Genomic DNA, 21,577 nt, shown 5'->3' with positions numbered 1-21,577 from the left:
ACCGCCATCCACGCGGGTCCCGTTTAAGGCGTCTATTGACGTTCATAACGGGCCGGTTGTGCAGAACTTTCATTCGTTCGGTCGATATCTTTATGCAGAGTTTTAGAGCTTGTCAATCAAAGTATATCATCGTGCATGTTTTGTATGGATAGATATTGTCTATGGCGACGAGGCTGCATATTTAATCTAATATTATCAGATAGATAAGCCATATTTATTGAGGCAGAAATAACATATTTCAAGCCATAATCCCTACAATATTGTGGTATTTTTAACATATTAGGACACTGGACCGGGCCGAACCCAGCTTGACGATGGCAATCGAAAATGCAATTAAATCGACCAACCATTAGATTCTATACAAAGAATGAATTTTGAAATGTCTGAGCCCAGAACATTGCCACGCGAGTCCAGCGAGCATCCAGCGACCGGTGCGGCTATTTTGCGTCCGTTCCGCCGGTATGTAACCGGATTCGTGAACTGCCATGACTTTTCAATTTTGCCGCGAATCATGCATAGCGATTACCGGCTTTTCACTTCTGGCATGACCGTCGCGGGCCGTGATGATGCTTATAAATCTGCGGTAGCCCGCCAGTTGGAACAGTTTCCGGGCCTCTTGTTCACCCTTCACGAGATTCTCGTCACCGGGGCACATATCTGCGTCCGTTTTACCGAACACGGCGCTTCACGCCTGCACGACAATGCGCGCGCAGCGTGGACCAGTATCGCGATTTATGAAGTGTCAGGCGGTCTAATGTCGAGCTGCACTATCGAGCAGGACTATTTCTCCCGCCGACGCCAGCTTATCGATGGTCAGCCGATGGCGGTCGATCCACCGGCCATCGCTCCATGGGATGAAGCGGAGCAGATGCCCGACAGGGACGCCGAGAAAATTGTGCGCGATTGGCTGAACAGTGGCGATTGGCTCGATTGCAAGGATGTGATGCTTGATGATGAGAGCGCAACGGGCAAGCGTGAACGCATAATAGACGGCGGAAGCGTCGAGATAGACTTGATCGTATCAGGAGGCGGCAGGGTAGCGTTTCATGCGGTCCATTCCGGTAATCTTGCCCCGGACTTTGGCGAAGTATCGGGTGCCGCAGAGCAGCCGGTTTCCATCCATATGAGCGGTCTTGTCACCGTCGATAAGGGCCGCGTCGTGGCGGGACATATCATCCGTGATCGCTGGGGACTTTACCGGCGACTTTCCAAGGGCAACCGGCGCTAGGCGGCTCTGCCAACATATAACGACCATTACCAAATCACACTGACACATAGAGAGGGAATTTTAATCCATGAATGCAACAGCCAATAACAGCGCAGGTGCGACCAGTATGAATCTTGAGTTACCTGAAGAGCACCGCGCCTTTAAAGATATGGTAGATAGCTTTGTTGCGGCAGAGCTGCCCAAGGATTGGGCGCGCGAGCTTGAGCGCAAGGAACATGAATATCCCTTCGAACTTTGGGATAAATTCACAAAGGCCGGTTTTCACGGTCTGGGCATTGACGAAGAATATGGCGGCATCGGTGGCGATATCCTGATGCAGATGACCCTGGCACGCAGCCTAGCGCGAACGCTTGGCGGGCTGGCGTGGATTTGGGGGCTCACCTCTTTTGCCGGGGTTAAATCAATCGGCCTCTATGGCACAGAGGAGCAGAAGCGAAAGTTCCTGCCCGAAATCGCGGCAGGTAAGCTTCGGGCGGCCATCTCGTTCACTGAACCGGGCGGCGGAACCGACGTTCTGGGCGCTCTGCGGACCACGGCGACCCAGGTCGAAGGCGGCTGGAAAATCAATGGTGAAAAGATCTGGAGCTCCAGTGCCCATGTTGCCGACTATCTTTTGGTGCTCGCGCGCAGTGACAAGAATGTTGAAAAGAACCATCATGGCGTCACACTGTTTTGGGTTCCGGCCAAATCAGACGGCATTACCTGCACGGAACTGGCGAAGCTCGGTATGCGCTCGATGGGAAGTTGCAGCGTTCATTTCGATGATGTTTTCGTGCCTGACAATCTGGTTCTGGGTGAGCCAAATAACGCATGGCGGACCTTGCTGCCCACGCTGAATAACGAGCGGATGATGGTCAGCGCATTCTGCCTGGGGGTAATCGACGGCGTTCTTGAAGATGCTCTTGATTATGCCAAAACGCGCAAGGCTTATAATCGCCCCATCGGCCAGTTTCAGGCTATTCAGCACATGATCGCCGATATTCGCATCGCGCAATATCAGGTCGAAACCATGCTTATCGACTGCGCATGGAAGCTTTCGGTCGGCCGGGACCAGCTTGACGAGGTGACCGCATTAAAGGTCGTTGCATCCGAGCAGGCGAATAAATGTGCCGACCTTGGCATCCAGATTCTTGGTGGCATGGGCTATTCGGCGGAAACCGACATGCAGCGCTATTGGCGCGACAGCCGGCTATGGCGGATTGGACCGATCACGAACGAGATGGCCCGCAACGTCATTGGCGAATGCATGGGATTGCCGCGCTCATTCTGAACCGGAACAGGTCTGAATTTGCCGAGTCAGAAGATAAAGGAAATCATGGATGAGCATTGATGCACTTTTCAGCCCGCTCTCGATTGGCAATCTGGAGCTAAAAAACCGCATCGCCATGGCTCCGATGACCCGATGGCGTTCACCCGGACAGTTACCGGGGCAGGATGTTGCCGATTATTACCGGCGCAGGGCAGAGAATGAAGTCGGATTAATCATCACCGAAGGCACGACGATCGATCACCCGGTATCGTCCTATTCCGTTCGCGTGCCTGCCTTTAACGGTCCGGCGCTGGACGGGTGGCGCCGGGTGGTCGATGGCGTGCATGAAGCGGGCGGCAAGATCATTCCGCAGCTTTGGCACGTGGGGATCATGCGTGACCCGCGCATCGACGAATATCCTAATTCGGACCTTCCCAGCGTCAGTCCGTCGGGTATTTACAAACCGGGCGGGAAAAACGTCTTCGAACCCATGGACCGTGCGGAGATTCAGGCGGTCGTTGATAGCTTCGCCCGCGCCGCTACCGATGCCCGTGAACTCGGTTTTGACGGAATCGAGCTTCACGGCGCGCATGGTTATCTGATCGACCAGTTTCTGTGGTCCGAACTGAACAAGCGCGAAGCATCGGACTATGGCGGCAATGCGGTGGAGCGTACCCGCTTTGCAGTCGAAGTTATCGCAGCCGTGCGTGCGGCGGTCGGAGATGATTTTCCCGTGTCGTTACGCATATCACAATGGAAACAGCAGGACTATTCCGCTCGTCTTGCTGAAACGCCAGAGTTGCTAAAGGCCATATTTCAACCGATTGCAGATGCAGGGGTTGATATCTTCCATTGTTCCGAACGGCGATATTGGGAAAGTGAATTCGAAGGTTCGTCCATGAATCTGGCGGGCTGGGTCAAGCAGCTCACGGGCCGCGCGACAATTACGGTTGGCAGCATCGGCCTCGCAGGGCCTATGTCGGTAACGAATATCGGGGAACATGCCGATGTTTCCAGCGATCTTGAGCCGTTGGCCCGGCGGATTGCGGCAGGCGAATTCGATATTGCCGCCGTGGGCAGGGCGCTACTGGTTGATCCGGCCTGGGCGCGAAAGGTCAAGGAAGGTCGTTTCGATGAGTTAATGCCATTTGACAAGGCAGCGCTCGAAACGCTCTCATAATATCGCAATGCCGTTTAGTTACACCGGCGTGCATACAAAATCGGGACGAGGAGAATATAGGTGAAAAAACTCGATATTTCAGGTGAGATTGCCACAGCGACCATCCCGGAATTACTACAAAAACAGGCCGAAAAATGCGGGGATCGGCCCTATGCACATTTCCCGGACAAGACGTTGACCTATGCGCAATTACACGCCCAAGCGACCGATTGGGCGGCGGCTTTCCATGCTGCCGGAATCCGGCCCGGCGACCATGTAGCAACGCTTATGCCCAATTGCTGGGAATGGGTGCCAGTCTATTACGGCGCGCTTTATGCCGGCGCGATACTCGTCGCGCTCAATTCCCGCTATAAGCGCCATGAGCTGGCATATACTCTGGCGCACAGCCGTTCGAAGATTCTCGTGACTACAGAGGCCTTCGCCGAACATGTCGATTATCGTGAATTGCTTGCCGATGTCTTGCCTGACCTAAGCGGGCAAACGGCCATGCAGCTGAACGTCAAAGCTGCGCCTGATATGAACTCCATCGTCATGTTTGGCAAGAGTACCGGAGGAGCAATCGCAAACCATGAGGAGTTTCTGGCTCTTGGTACCTCGGTCCAGCCTGAAGCACTCCAGTCTGCCAGGGATACGCGCAACGTGGATGACACGGCGGCCATTATTTATACATCGGGCACAACATCCAATCCGAAAGGTTGCGAACTGACGCATGGCGGCCTTCAAAATTGCTGGTCGACCTTTTCACGCGTTATCGGACTGGACGAAACCCAGAGCATGTGGTTGCCCATGCCGTTCTTCCACACCGGCGGGATTGGACCGATGACGACGATCCTCGAACATGGCGCTTCCTTCATAACGCAGCCGCATTTTGATGCCGAAGAGATTGTCGAGATGATTGAACGGTATGAGGTGAACCATCTCTATTCGGGTTTCCCGCAACTGACTCTACCGGTACTGGAAAGCCCCAGGTTCGACCGGGAGCGGTTCACTTTCGTGAAATCCTGTCTCAACGTGGGGCCGGAGGCGACGCAGCGTCGGATTGACTCGCTACTCCCCGATGGTGCCCTGTTGCTCAATCTGTTCGGGATGACGGAGGGGTCCGGTATTGTCACTTTTACTCCGGCCGACGCGCCGTTATCGCTGCGCATCAAATCATCCGGATTGCCGCCGCCGCATACCGATGTCCGGATTGCCGACCCCGAAACGCTGGAACCTTGCGAAGATGGAACGGTTGGCGAAATCCAGTTCCGGGGGGCTGGCGCTTTCAAAAAATATTACCGCAATCACGAAGCAACTGCGGAAACGATTATCGAAGGCGGCTGGGTGCGCACAGGTGACAGGGGCAAAGTGGGCGAGGATGGCACGCTTTATTTTCTTGGCCGAATCAAGGACATGCTAAAAGTCGGCGGTGAGAATGTCGGCGCTTTGGAGATTGAATCCTTCCTTCAGGAATTTCCCGAGATCCGGCTTGCACAGGTTATCGGGGTTCCCGATGAACGGATGGGGGAAGTCCCTGTCGCCTTTGTTGAATTGATGGACGACGACGCAGTGTTGGACGAGAGCCAGCTGATCGCGCGCTGCGAGGGTCAGCTTGCCAAATGGAAAATCCCGCGCCGGGCAATCTTCGTGAAGGAATGGCCAATGTCGGCCACAAAAGTGCAGAAATTCCGGCTACGCGACCTGCTTTAATTCAGGCGCAAACTGATCTGTGGCGAACGAAAGAACAGCATTGATATGGCATTAGGGACTGAGCTGGGACCAAAATTTCTTCAACTCATGAAGCGTTACTGCGTCGATTATGTCAATGCCGGTGACCAATCGGTAACGCGCGATCTGATGGTCGAGGATTATCTGCTTCGCATGGGGCTGCATGAGGTTCGCGGCCGGGACACCGCATATTTTGACGCCACTGCGCGCCAGATGACGCAATATCCCAATCTGCAACTGACGGTGCATGAAATCGCTACGTCCGGTGAACGGCTTATGATGCGGTTTTCCGAACATGGCAGGCGGGCAAAGGACGGCAAGAAATGTGTCTGGGGCGGGATCGGGCTTTATCGCTGGAACGGTGATGTCCTGCTTCAATGTAATGTGGAACAGGACTACACGTCACGTCACCGGCAAATTGCAAGTGGTATTCCCGACCCGGTTGACCATCCGGAAGTCGCGCCTTGGGACGGCGATCCGGAACTTGCCGATCAGTCCGCTGAAACAGTGGTGCGAAACTGGCTAAATGGCGGAGGCCTTGACATCACCCCCACTGTGCTCGCCGACGATGCATGGTGCAATGGCGGGCAAGTGCCGATATTTGATCAGCAGGATATCGAGGTGATTGACCTGTTTTCGGTCGGTAACCGGGTCGGCTTTCACGTCCGCCAGTTTGGCCGCGCCGTTGATAATATCGGCGCGATCCAAAAAGGCGGGAAAGCCAGCATGTTTGCAATCGGCATAGTCCATGTTGCGGAAGGCGTCGTCGCAAAAGGGCGCATCATCCGCAACCGTATGGATATTGAACCTATCGCGGACTAATCAGCCGGCTTCGGGTGCTATCTCGATCATGACCTTGCCAAGGCTGTGTCCTTCGCCAAGGAATGCGATGGCATCGGCAGCTTCGTCAAACGGGAAAACGCGCTCTACCTCAGGCGTCAACTTATGTTCGTTGACGAAATCCAGCATTGCGGAAAATTCCTCGATATTGCCAACATTGGTCCCCATGATTTTCAGGTTCTTCAGAAACAGCTCGGGGGCGTTCACTGGAAAGGCCATGCCCGCAGTCGAACCATATATCACCACGCGTGCGCCCATCGCCAAAGCCCTGCCATATTGAGGATAGCCAGAGGCCGGTGCGCCATCAAAAACCGCGTCAATCGGTCCGGCCAGCGATGCGAGCTCTTTACCCCATTTTTCCTTGTTGTAATTAACGCCGCCTGCCGCGCCATGGGCCTCGGCCCATGCAATTGTATCGTCTGAGCCGCTGGTGACCCATGTTTCGGCGCCCATAGCCGATGCCAGTGCCAATGCTTGCACGGCAACCCCGCCGCCCACGCCGGTAATCAGCAGCCGTTCGCCGGATTTCAGACCTGCCTTGGTGACCAGTCCGCGCCATGCCGTCAATGTCGCAAGCGGCAGGGCCGCAGCCTGAAGCGGATCAAGATGCGCTGGACGGGGAAATATATTTTGAACAGGCACGCAGATATATTCGGCAATCGTGCCGGGGCCAGGCATTCCCAGCAAGCCGAACTGAGCGGCGGGATATTGCGGATCGTCACCCCAGTCCAGACCAGGGTAGAGCACGACATCCTGCCCGACCAAGGCATCATCGCCGCCCGGTCCCACGCTGGCCACCTTCCCGGCACCATCGGCGCCAAGAGTCGCGGGCAGCGCCATGCCGGGATATTGCCCCTTCACGATCCATAATTCACGATGATTGAGCCCCGCCGCGGCCATCCGAACAACTGCCTCGCCCTTTTGGGCGACCGGCATTGGTGCATCCTCGATCGCGAACTTGGGGGGATCACAAACTTCATTGAGCGTGAGCGCTTTCATTTATGTTTCCTTTTAATATTTGATTGTTCCGTATGAAAAATATATTCAAACGGACGGTAGATAATATCTTGACTTGCCATGCCACGGTCCGTAGGTCAAGGGCCGGATGAGCGGTCATTTTCGTTGGCCGTTCGATCAGGTTTTGAGCATATAATCTGGGACAGAGGAGCACCGCATAAATGAGCAAGGATCTGCCTCCGCCACCTAATCCTGCAGGCTTCTCCCTCGACGGCAGCGAAGCCTATACTATCACCGCAGAGCAGAACGCTGCTTTGTGCCGGTCTATTGGCTGCGAACCTGCCAGTGATGGCACTGCGCACCCGATTTATTACTATATTGCGACCCAGATCGGCATGGGGCCAAGCGTTGCCGAGTTTTGCGAGGCCTGCGACTTTGATGTTGATGACGGCCCGATGATTGTAGGGTCCGAAGTCACCTTCCGGCAGCCTTTGATGGTCGATCAGCCCTATACGGTCACCGGTTCTATCAACTCCCTTGATCGCAAGATGAGCCGCAAGCTGGGGGTAATGGATCTTGCCGAATATACGCTTGATCTACACGCTGATGACATGGGGGAGGACGCAGTGGTCCTTGAATCCAAAACCCGGTGGGTGTTGCCGCGAAAGGAATTGTCATGAAATCCGGTGATCTGCTTGCACCATTGGAGATTGGCCGGATATCGGAAGAAACGATCCGTTTATGGTCAGAATTTCTGGCCGATCCGAACCCGATCCATCTTGATCCCGCGGCTACTGCTGCCATGGGACTGGGGCACAGGGTTATCAGTCAGGGACCTGCAAATCTTGCCTATGTCATCAACTTGCTGATGGCTAATTTCCCGGGCAAGACGATTGAGAAGATCAGCACTCAATTTTCCGATAATGTCTTTGGCGGGGATATCGCCACTGCGGCTGGCCGGGTGTTATCGGCTGATAGCGACAGAATAACCTGCGAGGCGTGGCTGGAAATCGAGGGGCGCGGACGGGCCATAATTTGTGAAGCATCAATCCGGCTGGAAGGCTGAACAGGCGGGCCTTATGGCCGGTCGTAATTTGCCAGACCTTTGACGATAAGCGCGGCATTCTGGACCGCAATCTGTTCAATTGCCAGTTTCCCGCCCGGACGATACCAGTCCGAGACACTTGTTGATGTCCGCAGGGCAGCATGTGCTGCAACTTCAGGCTCTATTGCTGAGGAAATCTGGCCCTTTTCAATAGCTGCGGTTATTAGCTGGACCACAGCAGTCCAGTAAAGGCGCCGCTCGGAAATGATTATTTTCTTTGATTCCTCGCTGACATAATCGAAATCATTGTCGAATATTTGCAAACGGGTGGAATGTTTCGCCGCATAAAGCCCGAATTGCACGAGGAGCGACCTTAATTCACCCAGGGGATCGGACGAATTCAAGTTCACGCCTTCGATCAGGGCTTCGCCGCCTTTGTGCAGATCCTTGAGAATCTCGAAAAGAAGCTCCTCCTTGGACCTTACGTAATAATAAAGGCTCCCTTTCTTGATACCAACGGCATCGCTGATGTCCTGCATGGATGATGCATAAAACCCTTTTTCCCTGAACAGGTTAGTGGCAATCTCCAGAATGGATGCCCAGCGTTTCTGCGATTTTGTAGAGCTGCGACCGGAGGAAGAACTTTCACTTTCCGTTTTGCGTTCGGCATGTTTCCGGGTCTTTGAGTTGTCCGCCATATAATATTCCAAAGCAATTCGTTCCAACAAACTCGTTCATATTCATACCGACCCGGCCTTCATTCCGATACTATAAGAACCGCTGACAATTGGGTTCACAGGTCCAAATGGGGCAGGGTTGGAATGTTCTAACGAGCGGCAAGGGTGAGAAAAATCTATTATAGCAATTTTCAAACGTATGTCAGTAAAAGCTTTTTTCCATATTCTCTTCACGAGGGGTTTTCGGCCCATTCACAAGGTTTCTGGCGGGCAACAGGCTTTTGCCGCTGGTAGGAAATTCAGTATCGCTTCGGCATAGGCATCATTGACGTCGCCGCTCACCATATGTCCGGCGCCTGCAATCACGACCTGCTGCAAATCGGGCTTCACCGCGCGGAAAGCGTCAATCTCTTCCTGGGTTGTCAATGTGCTATGTTCAGCGCGCATGACCAGCACGGGCATGCCAAGGCGCTCTGCCTCTCGGCGGAACAGCCCGCCTTCACCGCCTCCGCGTAAAAGCTGGTCATTCATAAGCCGCACATCCCATTGCCAGTACAATCGTCCATCCTCGCGAAGGTCAAGCCGCCGGCGTAGCTTATCGAGGCTGCCGCCGCGCATGGGTGTGCCGCGCATTTCAGCGATTGCGTCTGCCGCTTCTTCCACTGTGGCAAAGCCCTCTGCCGATTTGCGCAGGGCTGCGCGCATTGCGTCGCCCTCCGTTTCATCGATCCACGGCGTGACGTCGGCCAATGCCAGATGCGTAATATGCTCGGGATAGCGGGCCGCGCAAAGCATAGCGATATGCCCGCCCAGTGATGCACCGACCAGCGCCGCCGGACCGCCGATCGCAGAGATCGTGGCAATGACATCCCCGACATAGTCATCGAAGCTGTAACGGAGCTGGTCAGACCAGTCGCTGTCGCCATGGCCGCGTATATCTATTATGCAAGCGCGGTAACCCGCCTCTGCCAAGCGCCGCGCCGCACCGCGCCAAGCCGAACGGCTTTGTCCCCCGCCATGGAGTAACAATACAAGCGGCGCGTCGGCGCGCCCGCACAGTTCACCCGCCAGTGACAGTCCATCTGGCGCAGTGACTGTGATGCGTTCAAAGTCCGATATCGATGATAGCATTGAATGACGTTAGCATGATGCGCATCATTGTAAAGAATCTACCTGATGACCGTTTGAATTTATTGGAAACCGGACTAGAGTCATGTGTGATCCGGTAAGCAGGGGAGGGCAAAAATGGCACGGCACATCATCATCACAGGCGCAGCAAGCGGTATAGGCCGCGCGCTTGCGGAATTTCTTGCGGACGATGAGGGGGCGGACCTGTTTCTGGTTGACCGGCAAAGTGCTCCGCTCATGGAGCTGGCGGAAAAGCTTGCTGGCCAGAGCAAGATTGAAACGCTGGTCGGAGACCTGACCGATGCGGCGTTTTGCAAGCGGGTCATCGCCGAATGCGTGGCGGCTTTTGGCGGGATTGACGGCCTGGCCAGTAATGCCGGTGTTACAAGCGGCGCTCCCCTCCGTGAACTTTCGGAAGAGGCTTATGACCATTTGTTCGCGGTTAATACAAAGCCGACATGGTTATTGGCACAGGCCGCGCATCCGTTCCTGAAACAATCGGGCGGGGCTATTGTCGCAACGGGGTCAATCGCGGCCCAACACCCGGTTGCGGCACTGGGCAGCTATTCGGCGAGCAAGGCCGCACTGGTGATGCTTGTTCGGCAAATGGCGGTTGAATGGGGACCGGACGGTATTCGCGCCAATACCGTCTCACCGGGGCCGACCCATACGCCGATGACCAGCGGATATGACGACCCAGAATTGCGCGCCGCCCGCGCGGCAAATATTCCGCTCCGCAAGGTCGGAGTGGCTAGCGATGTCGCCCGTGCGATGCAGTTTCTGTTGAGCCCGCAAGCAGGACATATTACCGGCCAGGATCTGGCCGTCGATGGCGGTCTGGGCGCATCCGTCATGGTGTTAAGCGGTAGCGGAACAGGGCAGCCGCAGAAGGGGTGATTGGTGTTGGCGGTATCGCGTTCAACGCTTTCAATCCGCTTTGCTGTGCTCCCGGACCCAATCGATAAAGCGGTCAACCCAGCCTTGCAGGAATTTGCGGCTGTCGGGACCGATATTGCCGTCGTCATCAAACAGTCCTGGCTTCACCTGTATGAAAGCCTCTGGTTGCCCGAGAGTTGGCATATCGAGATAAGCGAGGATCTTACGCAGATTTTGCTGCGCTATGGCGGTGCCAATGGCTCCGATCGAAACGCCGATGACACCTGCGGGCTTTCCGGCCCATGCGCTTTCGCCGTAAGGGCGCGATGCGTGGTCGATGGCATTTTTCAACACGCCCGGAAGCGAGCGGTTATATTCGGGCGTGACAAACATGACGCCGTCCGCCGAGGAAATTTCCGACTTTAACCGTCGAACAGACGCTGCCTGATTATCGTCGTCATCCTGATTATAGAGCGGCAGGTCGCCAATCTCGACAAATTTGAAATCTATGTCTTCGGGTGCCAGTTTCGTAAGGGCTTTGGCAAGTCTCCGGTTATAAGATTCGGCGCGCAGGCTTCCGGTGATGATGGCAATTTCCATATCTATTTCCTTTCCGTTTTTGGTGCCGCATTGAAACGGTTAAACAGAATCGCGGCATAACGCCCCTCCCGTGGAAGAACCTATAGCAATGTCTTCGGCGCTCCAAATCTTATACAGGTTGGTGCAGCGGTGATAGACGGGCAGGAAGGGCGGTCTATCCCATACCCGCTAAATCACACGGGTAAGCCCTAAGATTTGTTTATGCTGTTCCTCTTAAGCACGATCAGTCAAACTCGTGGGTTGAGGCGGTGCGGGATTCCGGGGGGACATCCTTGCGCGCGGCATAACGGTCACGATACAGGGCTGCACGGCCAAGCAGCATCAGGCCGACCGGCGTCGTAATCGTCAGGAATACGGCGATCAGTATTTCGTGGATGACCGGGCGCGTTTGCAAGACCGAAAAGCAGACGATAGACGCGATGAGGATCCCGCCTGCCCCTAAAGTTGCGCCCAATGTCGGGGCGTGAACCCGCTGGTAAAAATCCTTGAGCCTGAGAAGGCCAATCGACCCGATAAGCGTGATAATGGCCCCGGCGAGAACCAGAAATGCCGTTAGCAAGGCCGCCCAGGCGGGCAGTTCAGGAGCGTCGATCATTCTATCACCTCTCCGCGCATAAGGAATTTGGACAGGGCAACCGTGCTGGTAAATCCCAGAATGCCGATGATGAGGGAGGATTCGAAATAGAGCGTCCGCCCCGTCTGTATGCCATAGGTCACCAATATGAGCATCGCGTTGATATAGAGCGTATCGAGGCCAAGCACCCGGTCTTGCGCGCGCGGGCCGTATAGCAGTCGCCACATCGCGCATAACATGGCCAGACCCAGCAATATTTGCGCGGTTGTAATGGCCCAGGCGAGGATGAGTGTCGTCATTCAAAAATGTCCATCAGCAATGTTTCATAGCGTGACTTGATAAGATTAACCCAATATCCCTCGTCAACAAGATCCAGCACATGGATCATCAGGGCGTTGCGGCTAGGATCATATTGCATCCACAAGGTGCCGGGAGTGGCGGTAAGAATTGTGCTGAGTATAGACAGGCCATATGGGCTGGTCATGTCCATTGGCAGCGTGATAAAGCCGGAGCCTATCCGGTCGTTCCCAGGTGAAGTGACGATCTTCCCCACTGCAATATTCGAACGGATAATATCGTACAACACCACCCCGATCAGCTTGAATATCGAAAGGGTGAAACGGATTTTGACCGGTTCCGGCTTAAGGGCGGCAAGCCCTTGCAAAGCGAGAACGGAAACGGCGCCGCCAAGCAGGATATGCCCAAGCGAAACCGACTGGTTGAGCAGCAGCCACATGACCAGCAAGGCAAACCACATGAGCGGGTGCGGGAAGAAGCGCTTCATGGCTGTGTACTCGACGGTGTTTTCATCGTCGCCTCTATATACAGGTTTTTCTGACCAATGGCTCTGACCGCTTCCTCCATGTAGCGCATTGTCGGCCCGGCAAAGAGCATCAGGCCAAGACATACCGCAAGAAGAAAGGCAATCGGAGCCGCCTCGACGATGCTCAGGGTGGGGGAGCTCTCGGTCGGGCTCCAGATGAGTTCGATACCTGCACGGGTTGTCGCTATCAGCACGGCAAGGCCGGAGATGATGATAAGGGAAATGAAAACCCAGCTGGCGGCAGTAATGGCCTGCCCTTCACCAAGCAGGCCGCTGATGATGGCGAACTTGGCAATGAAGCCCGATAATGGCGGCAAACCGGCGAGCAGCAGCGCACAAAATGCCAGACCCACACCCAATATGGCTATTGTCGCGGGGATGACGACGCCAATTTCATCTTCATGCCCGCCTTCATAATAAGCCAGATATTCGTCCTCGAACACCGGCTCCGGTGCGGGTGCAGGCTCATCAAAGTCATGGTGGCGCTCGATCGGCTCGATCAGCAGATAGAGCGCGGCAATTCCCAAGGTAGAACTGACCAGATAGAATAAGGCGCCGGTCAATACCGGGATATTCGCCATGCCGATGGAGGCCAGCAATGTCCCGGTCGACATGATGATCGAATAGCCGGCAAATATCGCCAGACGCCGCGCGGCAAGCACGCCGACTATGCCATAGACAAGAGTGGCTATGCCCGCGGCATATAGCCAGTCATCGGCAAAATGGGCCGTGGTGCCGGACTCGTCCCCGAAAAGCAGGCTCGTCAGGCGCAGGATGATATAGACACCGACCTTGCTGAGAATCGCGAATAGAGCGGCAACCGGCATCACCGCGGCGGCATAGGTCGGGGTCAGCCAGAAACTGAGCGGCCACATCCCCGCCTTGACCAGAAATGCGATGCCCAGAATTGCCGCCCCGGCTTCGAGCAGCATGATATCCTCACGCGGGACAGCGGGAATACGCATGGCAAGGTCCGCCATGTTGAGTGTGCCGGTCACGCTGTAAAGCAAAGCCACACCGATCAGGAACAGCAGGGATGTCGCCACGTTGATTGCGATATAATGAAGGCCAACCCGCGTGCGCGCCATCCCCCCGCCATGCAGGGCCAGACCGTATGAGGCCGCCAGCATGACTTCAAAAAAGACGAAGAGGTTGAACAGGTCCCCGGTCAGGAACGCTCCGTTCACCCCCATGAGCAGCAGCAGGAACAGCGCATGGAAACGCGGCCCAGCCCGGTCCCATCGCGCAAAAGAATAGAGCAGGGTCGCCAGTGCCAATATGCCGGTAAGCATAAGCATTATCGCTGTCAGCTTGTCCGCGACCAGCGTGATACCAAAGGGCGCAGTCCAGTTCCCGAGCAGATAGACGATCGGAACGCTGTCTTTCGCACTTACGACGATAAGCATCGTTGCATTAATGATAAGGCCAAGAACCGCGAGCAGGGTTATCCCGCGCTTCAGCTTGCGGCGCTGTTCATCGAGCACCAAAATCGCCGCGCTGACCACTAGCGGCAGCAAGATTGGAGTCACGACAAGGTGCTGCATCAAACCGTTCATTGATCGTCCTGCTTCTGGTCGTGATTTTGCGGGTCATCCTGATTCAGGTTCCGGCTCTTGTCATGTTCCTTGCCATCGACATGGTCAGTGCCGGTCAGCCCGCGCAAGGCGAGAAGCACGACAAGCAACAGAGCGGTGGTCGCAAAGGAAATGACAATGGCCGTCAGCACCAGCGCCTGGGGTAAAGGGTCGGCAAAAAGCGCCGGGTCTGTTGCTGCATCGCGCGGGATGACGGGCGGGGCATCGGTTTTCAGGCGTCCGGTGCCAAGGATGAACAGGTTGATGGCATAAGAAAGAAGCGACAGGCCGATAATGACCTGAAACGTGCGGGGGCGAAACAATAGCCATATTCCCGATGCGGTCAGCACGCCGACGGCGAGGGCGAATACTATCTCCATTACTCGGCCTCCTCAATCTGGCTGCGCGGTTTGCGCACCGATTGGTGGGCCAGCGCGATCAAAATCAGAACGGTGACTCCGACAACCACGGACAGCACACCAATATCGAACAGCAATGCACTGGCCAGCGGGATTTTCCCGATCAACGGCAAGTCGGCATATTGGAAATGCGAGGTCATGAAAGGATAGCCGAAGAGCCATGCTCCCATGCCGGTGACCACGGCCAATAACAGGCCGATGCCGATCCAGCGGAACGGTTGCACTGTCAAACGGACTTCGGTTTTTCGCGTACCCAGCGCCATATATTGCAGGGCGATACCGATCGTCATGGTAATTCCCCCGGCAAACCCGCCGCCGGGAAGGTCATGCCCGCGTAACAGCAGGAATATGCCCAGCATGATGATGCACGGGAATATCCAGATCATGATAATCCGAGGGATAGTGATATAATCTTTCAGGGAATCGCCAACCGAGCGCCCTACCGCCCGCTCGTCATAGGCATCCTGAAAACGTTGCTGTGAAGGTGTTTTAATGCTTTCCGGCGCAGGGCGAAAACGCCGCAGCAATGAAAAGACTGTTATCCCGACGATACACAAAACGGTTATCTCGCCCAGCGTATCAAAGCTGCGGAAATCGACAAGGATGACGTTGACGACATTTGTCCCGCCAGCATCGCTATAGGCGTGCTCAAGGAAAAAGCGCGATATGCTTTCCGGCATGGGCCGGGTTACGACGGCAAAGGTCAGTGCAGCCATGCCCAGTCCGGCAATCAGGGCAATAGCCAGATCCCCGCCGCGGCGTAGCCTGACTAATAATGGTGTGCGGTCGCCTGCCCAAATATCCGGTAGCCGCTGCGGCAACCAGCGCAGGCTTAGCAACAAGAGCGCGGTTGTGACGATCTCGACCAGTATCTGGGTCAGGGCAAGGTCGGGTGCAGAGAGCCAGATAAAGCTGATGCAGGTGGCAAGTCCCGCCCCGCCCAACAAGATCAGGGCGGCAAGCCGGTGGAACTTGGCCTGCCAGGCGGCGCCGATTGCGGACAGCCCGCCGATTACCCAGACCATGGCGAAAACCGGATCGAGCAATGACACCGGCACGGTCCCCGGCCAATAGCCATACATTATAAACGGCAGCACCCCGGCTGCCAGCGCGATTCCCACCAAAAGACGAAGCTGGACCTGAAGCCGCCGGGTTGCCAGAATTTCCTCCAGCATACCCGCACCGACCAGAATGAAGTTCAAAATCGCCTCGAACGTCTGCCTTGCCTTGAAACGGCCAATCACCGGCGAGCGTTTGGCCTTGTTAAGCCGCTTGCCGAATTTCAGGTAAAGGATGACGCCGCTGCTCAGCGCAATCAGGCTGAGGATCATCGGTGCATTGAAACCATGCCAGATGGCCAGACTATATACGGGCGTCCGCTCCGCCAGCACGGCATCTACTGCAAGGCCAAGGATCGGCCCGATAGTGAGTGTGGGGAAAATACCGATGAGCAGGCACAGGATGACCAGTATCTCGATCGGCAGCCGCATCCATGGCGGCGCTTCGGCTGGCTCTCTGGGTAATTCGGTGGGTGGTGGTCCGAAAAAAGTCTGATGGATGAAGCGCAGCGAATAAAGCACGCTGAATGCGCTGGCCATCGTAGCAAGGACCGGCAGCAGGATATCTATGATCGTCCCTGTATCTGCCTCCAGCGATTCCGCCAGAAACATCTCTTTGGAAAGGAACCCGTTGAGCAGCGGCACACCCGCCATAGCGGCGGCCGCCACCATGGCCAGCGTCGCGGTGATCGGCATGAAGCGGTAAAGCCCGCTCAACAGCCGCAGGTCGCGGGTGCCCGTTTCATGGTCGATAATCCCGGCGGCCATGAAGAGCGATGCCTTGAACGTCGCGTGGTTGACCGTGTGGAATATGGCGCCGACGGCGGCCAGCGGGCTGCCCAGACCGAGCAGCAGCGTAATAAGCCCCAGATGGCTGATGGTCGAATAGGCGAGCAAGCCTTTAAGGTCTTGCTGAAAAATGGCTGACCATGCCCCTACCAGCAAGGTGATAAGCCCGGTTATGGTGACAATCAGATACCATTCATCGGTGCCAGCCAGTACCGGCCACAACCGCATCATGAGGAAAATGCCCGCTTTCACCATGGTTGCCGAGTGCAGATAGGCCGATACCGGGGTCGGTGCGACCATGGCGTGGGGAAGCCAGAAATGGAACGGGAACTGTGCGCTCTTGGTAAAGGCGCCGATCAAAATGAAGATAAGCGTGGGTATATAAAGATCGCTCTGGCGGATCAGGTCGCCCGATGCAAAGATAAGGTCAAGGTCATAGCTGCCGACAATACGGCCGATGAGCAGGAAGCCCAGCAACATGCACATCCCGCCCGCTGCCGTGGCCAGCAAGGAAATACGCGCACCGTCACGGGCGCTTTGGTTGTGATACCAGTATCCGATCAGCAGGAACGAAAAAATGCTGGTCAATTCCCAGAAGAAAGCAAGCTGGATAAGGTTGCCCGACAATACAATGCCCAGCATCGCCCCCATGAACCCCTGTAAGTAGGAGAAAAAGCGTGGCACCGGATCAGCCGGTGACATATAATATCGGGCATAAAGCACGACCAGCGCGCCGATACCGGAGATAAGCAAGGCAAACAGCCACGCCAGCCCGTCCAGCCGCATGGTCAGGTTCAGGCCAAGCGAAGGCAGCCATTCGAAATTCTGGCGAATGACCTGGCCGCCGATCATGGATGAATAGAGCCAGATTATGATGGCGGTAACCAGAACGGCCTGTATGCCGGCGATCAGCGCAGCAAGACCGCGAGCCTGTGATGGCAGAAATGCTGTAATCATGCTGCCCAGAAATGGCAGGACCGCAAGAATTAGCAGCAGGTTTTCATCTGTCATTCGTTATCGGGCTCATCAAAATCAAGTTAAGGCGAGATTGCCGTCAGATTCATTCGTAACGTTCACCTTTTTGCATAAAAGGCAATTTGCACAAAAGACAATGATTTGTCAGATAAACTATTGCCATGAGCTCCCGGGCGGCAATCGAACCGGTATTATTCAGAAACCCTGCACTGATCCGCCGTCGACCTGAATCGCTGTTCCGGTAATATAGCTTGCAGCTTCCGATCCAAGGAAAACGGCAAGGTTGGCGACCTCTTCGGGTTGGCCGATCCGTTGCATCGGGATCTGCGCTGCAATTTTGGCGGCAACCTCCTCGACGCTTTGGCCCGAAGCCGCCGATTGCTGCTCAAGGATTTGCGTGACCCGGTCGGTTTCTGTAAAGCCCGGACATACGGTGTTGACCAGCACATTATCGCCCGCGACCTGATTGGCCAGCGTCTTGGCCCAGCCCAATACAGCCATCCTTATACTATTGGATAGCGTAAGCCCCGGCACCGGCTGTTTCACTCCGGACGATGAAATATTGATGATGCGGCCCCATTTTTGGGCGCGCATATGCGGCAACACCAGCCGCGTTGCACGAATGGCGGACTTTAAAGTCAGGTTGACGGCTTTGTCCCAATCCTCGTCAGACAGGTCGACAAACAGGCCGGGAGGCGGGCCACCTGCATTGTTTACCAGAATATCAATGCCGCCAAATTGCTTGTTCACCGCGGCAACTACTTGCTCGATATCCTGTGATCTGGAAACATCACCTATCATCGCCAGACAGCCGGGCATCTGCGCGGCGGCGGCATCAAGCTTGTCCTGTGATCGGCCGCAAATGGCCACTTTTGCACCGCACTTGTGAAATCCCCTTGCGGTCGCCAATCCGATACCCTTGCTACCAGCGGTGACGAGGACGGTTTTATTTTCCAGATGTAGTTCCATAGCCGCTTTCTGGCGCACGGGATCGCAAATGTATAGGGGGCCGTGCCGCTATCTATCAGTTCCGATAGGTGAGCTGATAAATGGGATAAGTGCCATAGCCTTTTGCAAATTCGATATTTCCGGCGTAACGGCACTTATATTGCTCCGGTGCCTCAAGCGCCAGAACCGCCGCAAAAGCTTCTGTGACGAATACCGCGCCGGGGGGCGTCACGGGTTCGATCCGCGCGGCTCTGGAAACTTCCGTGCCATAAAATGTTGTCTTTCCCGTAATCGGATCGCGCGTTTCATAGGCAGGGCCAAAATGCACGCCGATCCGCATCCCGCTACGCTCTGTCATCCCTAAAAGCGCATAATCGAAATTTTGCAGCGAGCTTTGCAGTTCCAGCGCCAGACTGGCGGCGCAAGGGGCGTCGGGGGTCACGGCAAGCAGCGCATCCCCCCAACTGTTTTGCGCCAATATCTGCCCCGGATAGTGTTCCAGCACGCTCGCCATGCTCCCCATCACCCCGTTCCAGAAGGCAGGAAGCGATGCCTCTCCCAATTTTGAAAAGCCGGGAAAATCGGTGAATAATATCGCCGCAGCCGTGCGCTTATACAGGTCTTCACCGGGATTTTGGGATCGTGCAATATTACGGTCTATCGCGCCCGCGTCGATAATAAAGCTTTCGCCCCCATAAGATTTCCATGCCGCAACATCCGCGCCGGTTCCAGCAGGTCCGGATGATTCACGCCCGTCCCAAACAGCAAGCTGCTGCGCCGGTTTGCCCAGATATTGGGCGCGTAATACCGCCTGACCCATGGCAACCTTGCTGGCATAGCCGAACTGGTCCGGATCACCGACATAGTGCATTTCGGTGGCAAAATTGATGCTGCTTGCCGCCGCCATGCAGGCTTCATAACGCTTGAACCAATTGCCACCGGCAGGGGTGATCGACTGGGCAATGAAATCCTCCTGTGCAAACGGCATGATAACGTTAAGCTCCCCGCCGCGTTCCAGCACCGCCTCTGCAATCAATATATCGGCCCCCGCTGCCAGGGCGCCATAGGCATAGCCAACATCATTTTCGTCCAGAAAATCGTCAATGGCGCTTCGCAGCCGTGCCTCGGTCCCGGCATCTTCCAGAAAGATATGGCCGCAAAAATGGATGACCGATGGCGGCGCTATGGGGGCGAGCAGAGTCTTGATTGCATCTTCGTCCAAACCCGCCTGTCTGGCGACAAGCTCCAACTGCCGGTTGGTGCTGGCTCTGGCCCCGGCATTGGCATCCGGCATCGCGCCCGCTTTGGTCAAACTGCGGTGCGCTTCATCCAATCGCCCGGTAATCGTCAAGGCTTCGGCCTGCGTGGCGGTATCGAAATAATTATCCGGCTCCGCGATTTTCGGCAGTTCAAGGATTGAGGCCGCAATGGCGGCGGCTTCATCCGTTTGCCCGGCCAGAAAGGCCAGCGACGCGGCATTGATCCCCGGATAGGAGTCTGCGCTTTCTTCAAAAATTACCCGATAGGCGTGATAGGCGTTCAGCAGGGCGCTTTGCCGTTCGTCTGCTGCCGATGTTGCAGTCGGGGAAATTGAAAATGCCGCATCTTTCAGGATGCGCGCTGCAATGCTGCGGTGATGGGCGTCGGGCGAACTGTCCAGACCATATTGGTGAAACAGGGCCATTGCCTGTTCACTGTTACCCATACGGGCCAGTGCCAATACCATCAGGTGACGCAATTCAACCGAAGGGTCGCCTTCGTTTATCGCAGAGATTGCCGTGTCATAGGCAAGCAGCAGATTGCCGTTGTCAATCGCCGCCTGGGTTAGCGCTGTCGCATCAACCGTTTCCATTATTCGGCAACAGTTTGCGCCAATCTTTCCTCTTCACGCTGCATCGCCTTGCGTTTGCGAAACAACTTGATGCTCAGCAATGCGGCTGGCACGGCCACTGTCATGATCCCGAATGCGATCCAGAATACATCGCCAAGCCCGCCATAGCCCTTGATAAGCTGGTTCAGATGTTCCCAGATGAACCGGATAGCCACGATCCATAGCAAAGCGGTGATGTAAAGGGCGATCTTGTCGTTAAGCACGATGCCCAGCCCGAACAGGCCGTCATCCTTGCTCTTTCCGCCGGACGCTTCACGGAAACGGGCAAGCTCGGCCTCGGCATCATGTTGGCCGGACTGGGCCTGATCCAGCTCGCGGCGCAGGCGCACAAGCTCTCTCGCATTGGTCGCGACTTCGCTCGACTGGGCCTTGGACGCGGCGGAAAGCTCCGCCAGCTCGGCTTCCAGAGCGGAGCGTTTGGCGCGTTCGCTGGCCAGTTGCTGGCCCATATCCGGCGTCGCGTTTTCAATGATATTGTCGATAACATCGGGAACAAGCGGATCTGTCGGATAGCGGGCAAGCCACTTTTTCCAGTCGGCCACGCTGCCCTTTGCTTTCAGGCGGGTATATTCAACCAGCCCTTTGCGGTCGAGCAAATCGCCAATCCGCTCCAATATGCCGAGCCATGTCGAATTGTCGGTGCCTTCAGCCCCTTCCGGCAAGACTTCTGCCTGAACCGACCGGAATTCAAGCGGCAGGGTGCAGGGACGTAGCTGGACCGCGATCAGCCCGCTGCGTTCCTTGCCCGTGCGTGCTTCATTACGCACCCAGTCGGACTCCACGGATTGTTCCGACCATAATACCAGCAAAGCTTTTGCCGCATCGATTTCCCGTTCAATTTCCCGGTCAAATGACGAACCTGCGCCAATGCCTGCGTCAAACCAGACGCTGACTTTCAGCTCCTCCAGTATATCGCGGATGGCCGTGCACCGGTCCCTGTCATTACGCGAATAACTTATAAAAACATCTGCCATATTTCAGCTTCCCAGATTCATGGGCGACCCTGCTCCTCCTCAAACCATAGAGCCGGGAACGCTGC

21 protein-coding genes are annotated in these 21,577 nt (G+C 55.7%); 8 read left to right on the top strand and 13 right to left on the bottom strand.

Features of this window, described 5'->3' with window-relative positions; translation table 11 throughout:
- Positions 1-379 precede the first annotated feature (379 nt).
- From VIN76_RS06640 to VIN76_RS06620, 5 genes are all read left to right on the top strand, one after another.
- The gene (locus VIN76_RS06640) at positions 380-1,228 is read left to right on the top strand and encodes a nuclear transport factor 2 family protein (protein WP_332041048.1); all 849 of its coding nucleotides are present in this window, start codon (positions 380-382) and stop codon (positions 1,226-1,228) included.
- A gap of 67 nt (positions 1,229-1,295) precedes the next feature.
- Complete coding sequence (locus tag VIN76_RS06635) at positions 1,296-2,498, top strand: acyl-CoA dehydrogenase family protein (protein WP_332041047.1); 1,203 nt, start codon at positions 1,296-1,298, stop codon at positions 2,496-2,498.
- A 49-nt stretch (positions 2,499-2,547) separates the two neighbouring features.
- Positions 2,548-3,657, top strand: a complete 1,110-nt coding sequence (locus VIN76_RS06630; RefSeq protein ID WP_332041046.1) for an NADH:flavin oxidoreductase — start codon at positions 2,548-2,550, stop codon at positions 3,655-3,657.
- Positions 3,658-3,717: 60 nt separating this feature from the next.
- Positions 3,718-5,346 (top strand): class I adenylate-forming enzyme family protein, encoded by a 1,629-nt coding sequence (locus VIN76_RS06625; protein WP_332041045.1) that lies wholly within the window; start codon positions 3,718-3,720, stop codon positions 5,344-5,346.
- A 45-nt stretch (positions 5,347-5,391) separates the two neighbouring features.
- Positions 5,392-6,186 carry a nuclear transport factor 2 family protein gene (locus VIN76_RS06620; RefSeq protein ID WP_332041044.1) on the top strand — a complete coding sequence of 265 codons (795 nt, stop codon included), beginning with the start codon at positions 5,392-5,394 and terminating at the stop codon, positions 6,184-6,186.
- Here the strand turns inward: VIN76_RS06620 and VIN76_RS06615 are convergent, their stop codons facing one another.
- The gene (locus VIN76_RS06615) at positions 6,187-7,203 is read right to left on the bottom strand and encodes a zinc-binding dehydrogenase (RefSeq protein WP_332041043.1); all 1,017 of its coding nucleotides are present in this window, start codon (positions 7,201-7,203) and stop codon (positions 6,187-6,189) included.
- A gap of 179 nt (positions 7,204-7,382) precedes the next feature.
- On the opposite strand from VIN76_RS06615, the gene VIN76_RS06610 reads away from it, so the two are divergent.
- Positions 7,383-7,841: a hypothetical protein gene (locus tag VIN76_RS06610; protein ID WP_332041042.1), complete on the top strand. Its 459-nt coding sequence runs from the start codon at positions 7,383-7,385 to the stop codon at positions 7,839-7,841.
- Positions 7,838-8,227: a MaoC/PaaZ C-terminal domain-containing protein gene (locus VIN76_RS06605; protein WP_332041041.1), complete on the top strand. Its 390-nt coding sequence runs from the start codon at positions 7,838-7,840 to the stop codon at positions 8,225-8,227. The genes VIN76_RS06610 and VIN76_RS06605 overlap by 4 nt, the downstream gene beginning before the upstream one ends.
- An 11-nt stretch (positions 8,228-8,238) precedes the next feature.
- Here VIN76_RS06605 and VIN76_RS06600 read toward each other — a convergent pair whose 3' ends face one another.
- Both VIN76_RS06600 and VIN76_RS06595 read right to left on the bottom strand, forming a co-directional pair.
- Positions 8,239-8,904: a TetR/AcrR family transcriptional regulator gene (locus VIN76_RS06600; RefSeq protein ID WP_332041040.1), complete on the bottom strand. Its 666-nt coding sequence runs from the start codon at positions 8,902-8,904 to the stop codon at positions 8,239-8,241.
- Positions 8,905-9,135: 231 nt separating this feature from the next.
- Entirely contained in the window at positions 9,136-10,014 is an 879-nt protein-coding gene (locus VIN76_RS06595; protein ID WP_332041039.1) for an alpha/beta hydrolase, read from the bottom strand.
- A 114-nt stretch (positions 10,015-10,128) separates the two neighbouring features.
- On the opposite strand from VIN76_RS06595, the gene VIN76_RS06590 reads away from it, so the two are divergent.
- Positions 10,129-10,908, top strand: coding sequence for an SDR family oxidoreductase (locus tag VIN76_RS06590; protein ID WP_332041038.1), 780 nt, complete (start codon positions 10,129-10,131; stop codon positions 10,906-10,908).
- A gap of 30 nt (positions 10,909-10,938) precedes the next feature.
- Here the strand turns inward: VIN76_RS06590 and VIN76_RS06585 are convergent, their stop codons facing one another.
- The 10 genes from VIN76_RS06585 to VIN76_RS06540 all read right to left on the bottom strand — a co-directional run bounded on the left by VIN76_RS06585 (position 10,939) and on the right by VIN76_RS06540 (position 21,512).
- Positions 10,939-11,487, bottom strand: a complete 549-nt coding sequence (locus tag VIN76_RS06585; protein WP_332041037.1) for an NAD(P)H-dependent oxidoreductase — start codon at positions 11,485-11,487, stop codon at positions 10,939-10,941.
- 223 nt (positions 11,488-11,710) lie between these two features.
- Positions 11,711-12,082 carry a monovalent cation/H(+) antiporter subunit G gene (gene mnhG / locus VIN76_RS06580; RefSeq protein WP_332041036.1) on the bottom strand — a complete coding sequence of 124 codons (372 nt, stop codon included), beginning with the start codon at positions 12,080-12,082 and terminating at the stop codon, positions 11,711-11,713.
- Positions 12,079-12,360, bottom strand: coding sequence for a K+/H+ antiporter subunit F (locus VIN76_RS06575; RefSeq protein WP_332041035.1), 282 nt, complete (start codon positions 12,358-12,360; stop codon positions 12,079-12,081). The genes mnhG and VIN76_RS06575 overlap by 4 nt, the downstream gene beginning before the upstream one ends.
- Positions 12,357-12,845, bottom strand: coding sequence for a Na+/H+ antiporter subunit E (locus VIN76_RS06570; protein ID WP_332041034.1), 489 nt, complete (start codon positions 12,843-12,845; stop codon positions 12,357-12,359). The genes VIN76_RS06575 and VIN76_RS06570 overlap by 4 nt, the downstream gene beginning before the upstream one ends.
- Positions 12,842-14,440: a monovalent cation/H+ antiporter subunit D gene (locus tag VIN76_RS06565; protein ID WP_332041033.1), complete on the bottom strand. Its 1,599-nt coding sequence runs from the start codon at positions 14,438-14,440 to the stop codon at positions 12,842-12,844. The genes VIN76_RS06570 and VIN76_RS06565 overlap by 4 nt, the downstream gene beginning before the upstream one ends.
- The gene (locus tag VIN76_RS06560) at positions 14,437-14,838 is read right to left on the bottom strand and encodes a Na+/H+ antiporter subunit C (RefSeq protein ID WP_332041032.1); all 402 of its coding nucleotides are present in this window, start codon (positions 14,836-14,838) and stop codon (positions 14,437-14,439) included. Before VIN76_RS06560 ends, VIN76_RS06565 begins: the two co-directional genes overlap by 4 nt.
- Positions 14,838-17,735 (bottom strand): monovalent cation/H+ antiporter subunit A, encoded by a 2,898-nt coding sequence (locus VIN76_RS06555; protein WP_332041031.1) that lies wholly within the window; start codon positions 17,733-17,735, stop codon positions 14,838-14,840. The genes VIN76_RS06560 and VIN76_RS06555 overlap by 1 nt, the downstream gene beginning before the upstream one ends.
- A gap of 159 nt (positions 17,736-17,894) precedes the next feature.
- A complete protein-coding gene (locus tag VIN76_RS06550) occupies positions 17,895-18,668 on the bottom strand; it encodes an SDR family oxidoreductase (protein ID WP_332041030.1) in 774 nt (257 codons plus the stop codon).
- A gap of 55 nt (positions 18,669-18,723) precedes the next feature.
- The gene (locus tag VIN76_RS06545) at positions 18,724-20,499 is read right to left on the bottom strand and encodes a tetratricopeptide repeat-containing protein (protein WP_332041029.1); all 1,776 of its coding nucleotides are present in this window, start codon (positions 20,497-20,499) and stop codon (positions 18,724-18,726) included.
- On the bottom strand, positions 20,499-21,512 hold the full coding sequence (locus VIN76_RS06540; protein WP_332041028.1) for a toll/interleukin-1 receptor domain-containing protein: 1,014 nt from the start codon (positions 21,510-21,512) through the stop codon (positions 20,499-20,501). Before VIN76_RS06540 ends, VIN76_RS06545 begins: the two co-directional genes overlap by 1 nt.
- Positions 21,513-21,577 lie beyond the last annotated feature (65 nt).

It is taken from the genome of Parasphingorhabdus sp., assembly GCF_036568145.1.
Lineage (GTDB): Bacteria > Pseudomonadota > Alphaproteobacteria > Sphingomonadales > Sphingomonadaceae > Parasphingorhabdus.
Note: the sequence above shows the minus strand (reverse complement) of the source record. Positions and strands in the feature narration are given on the sequence as shown.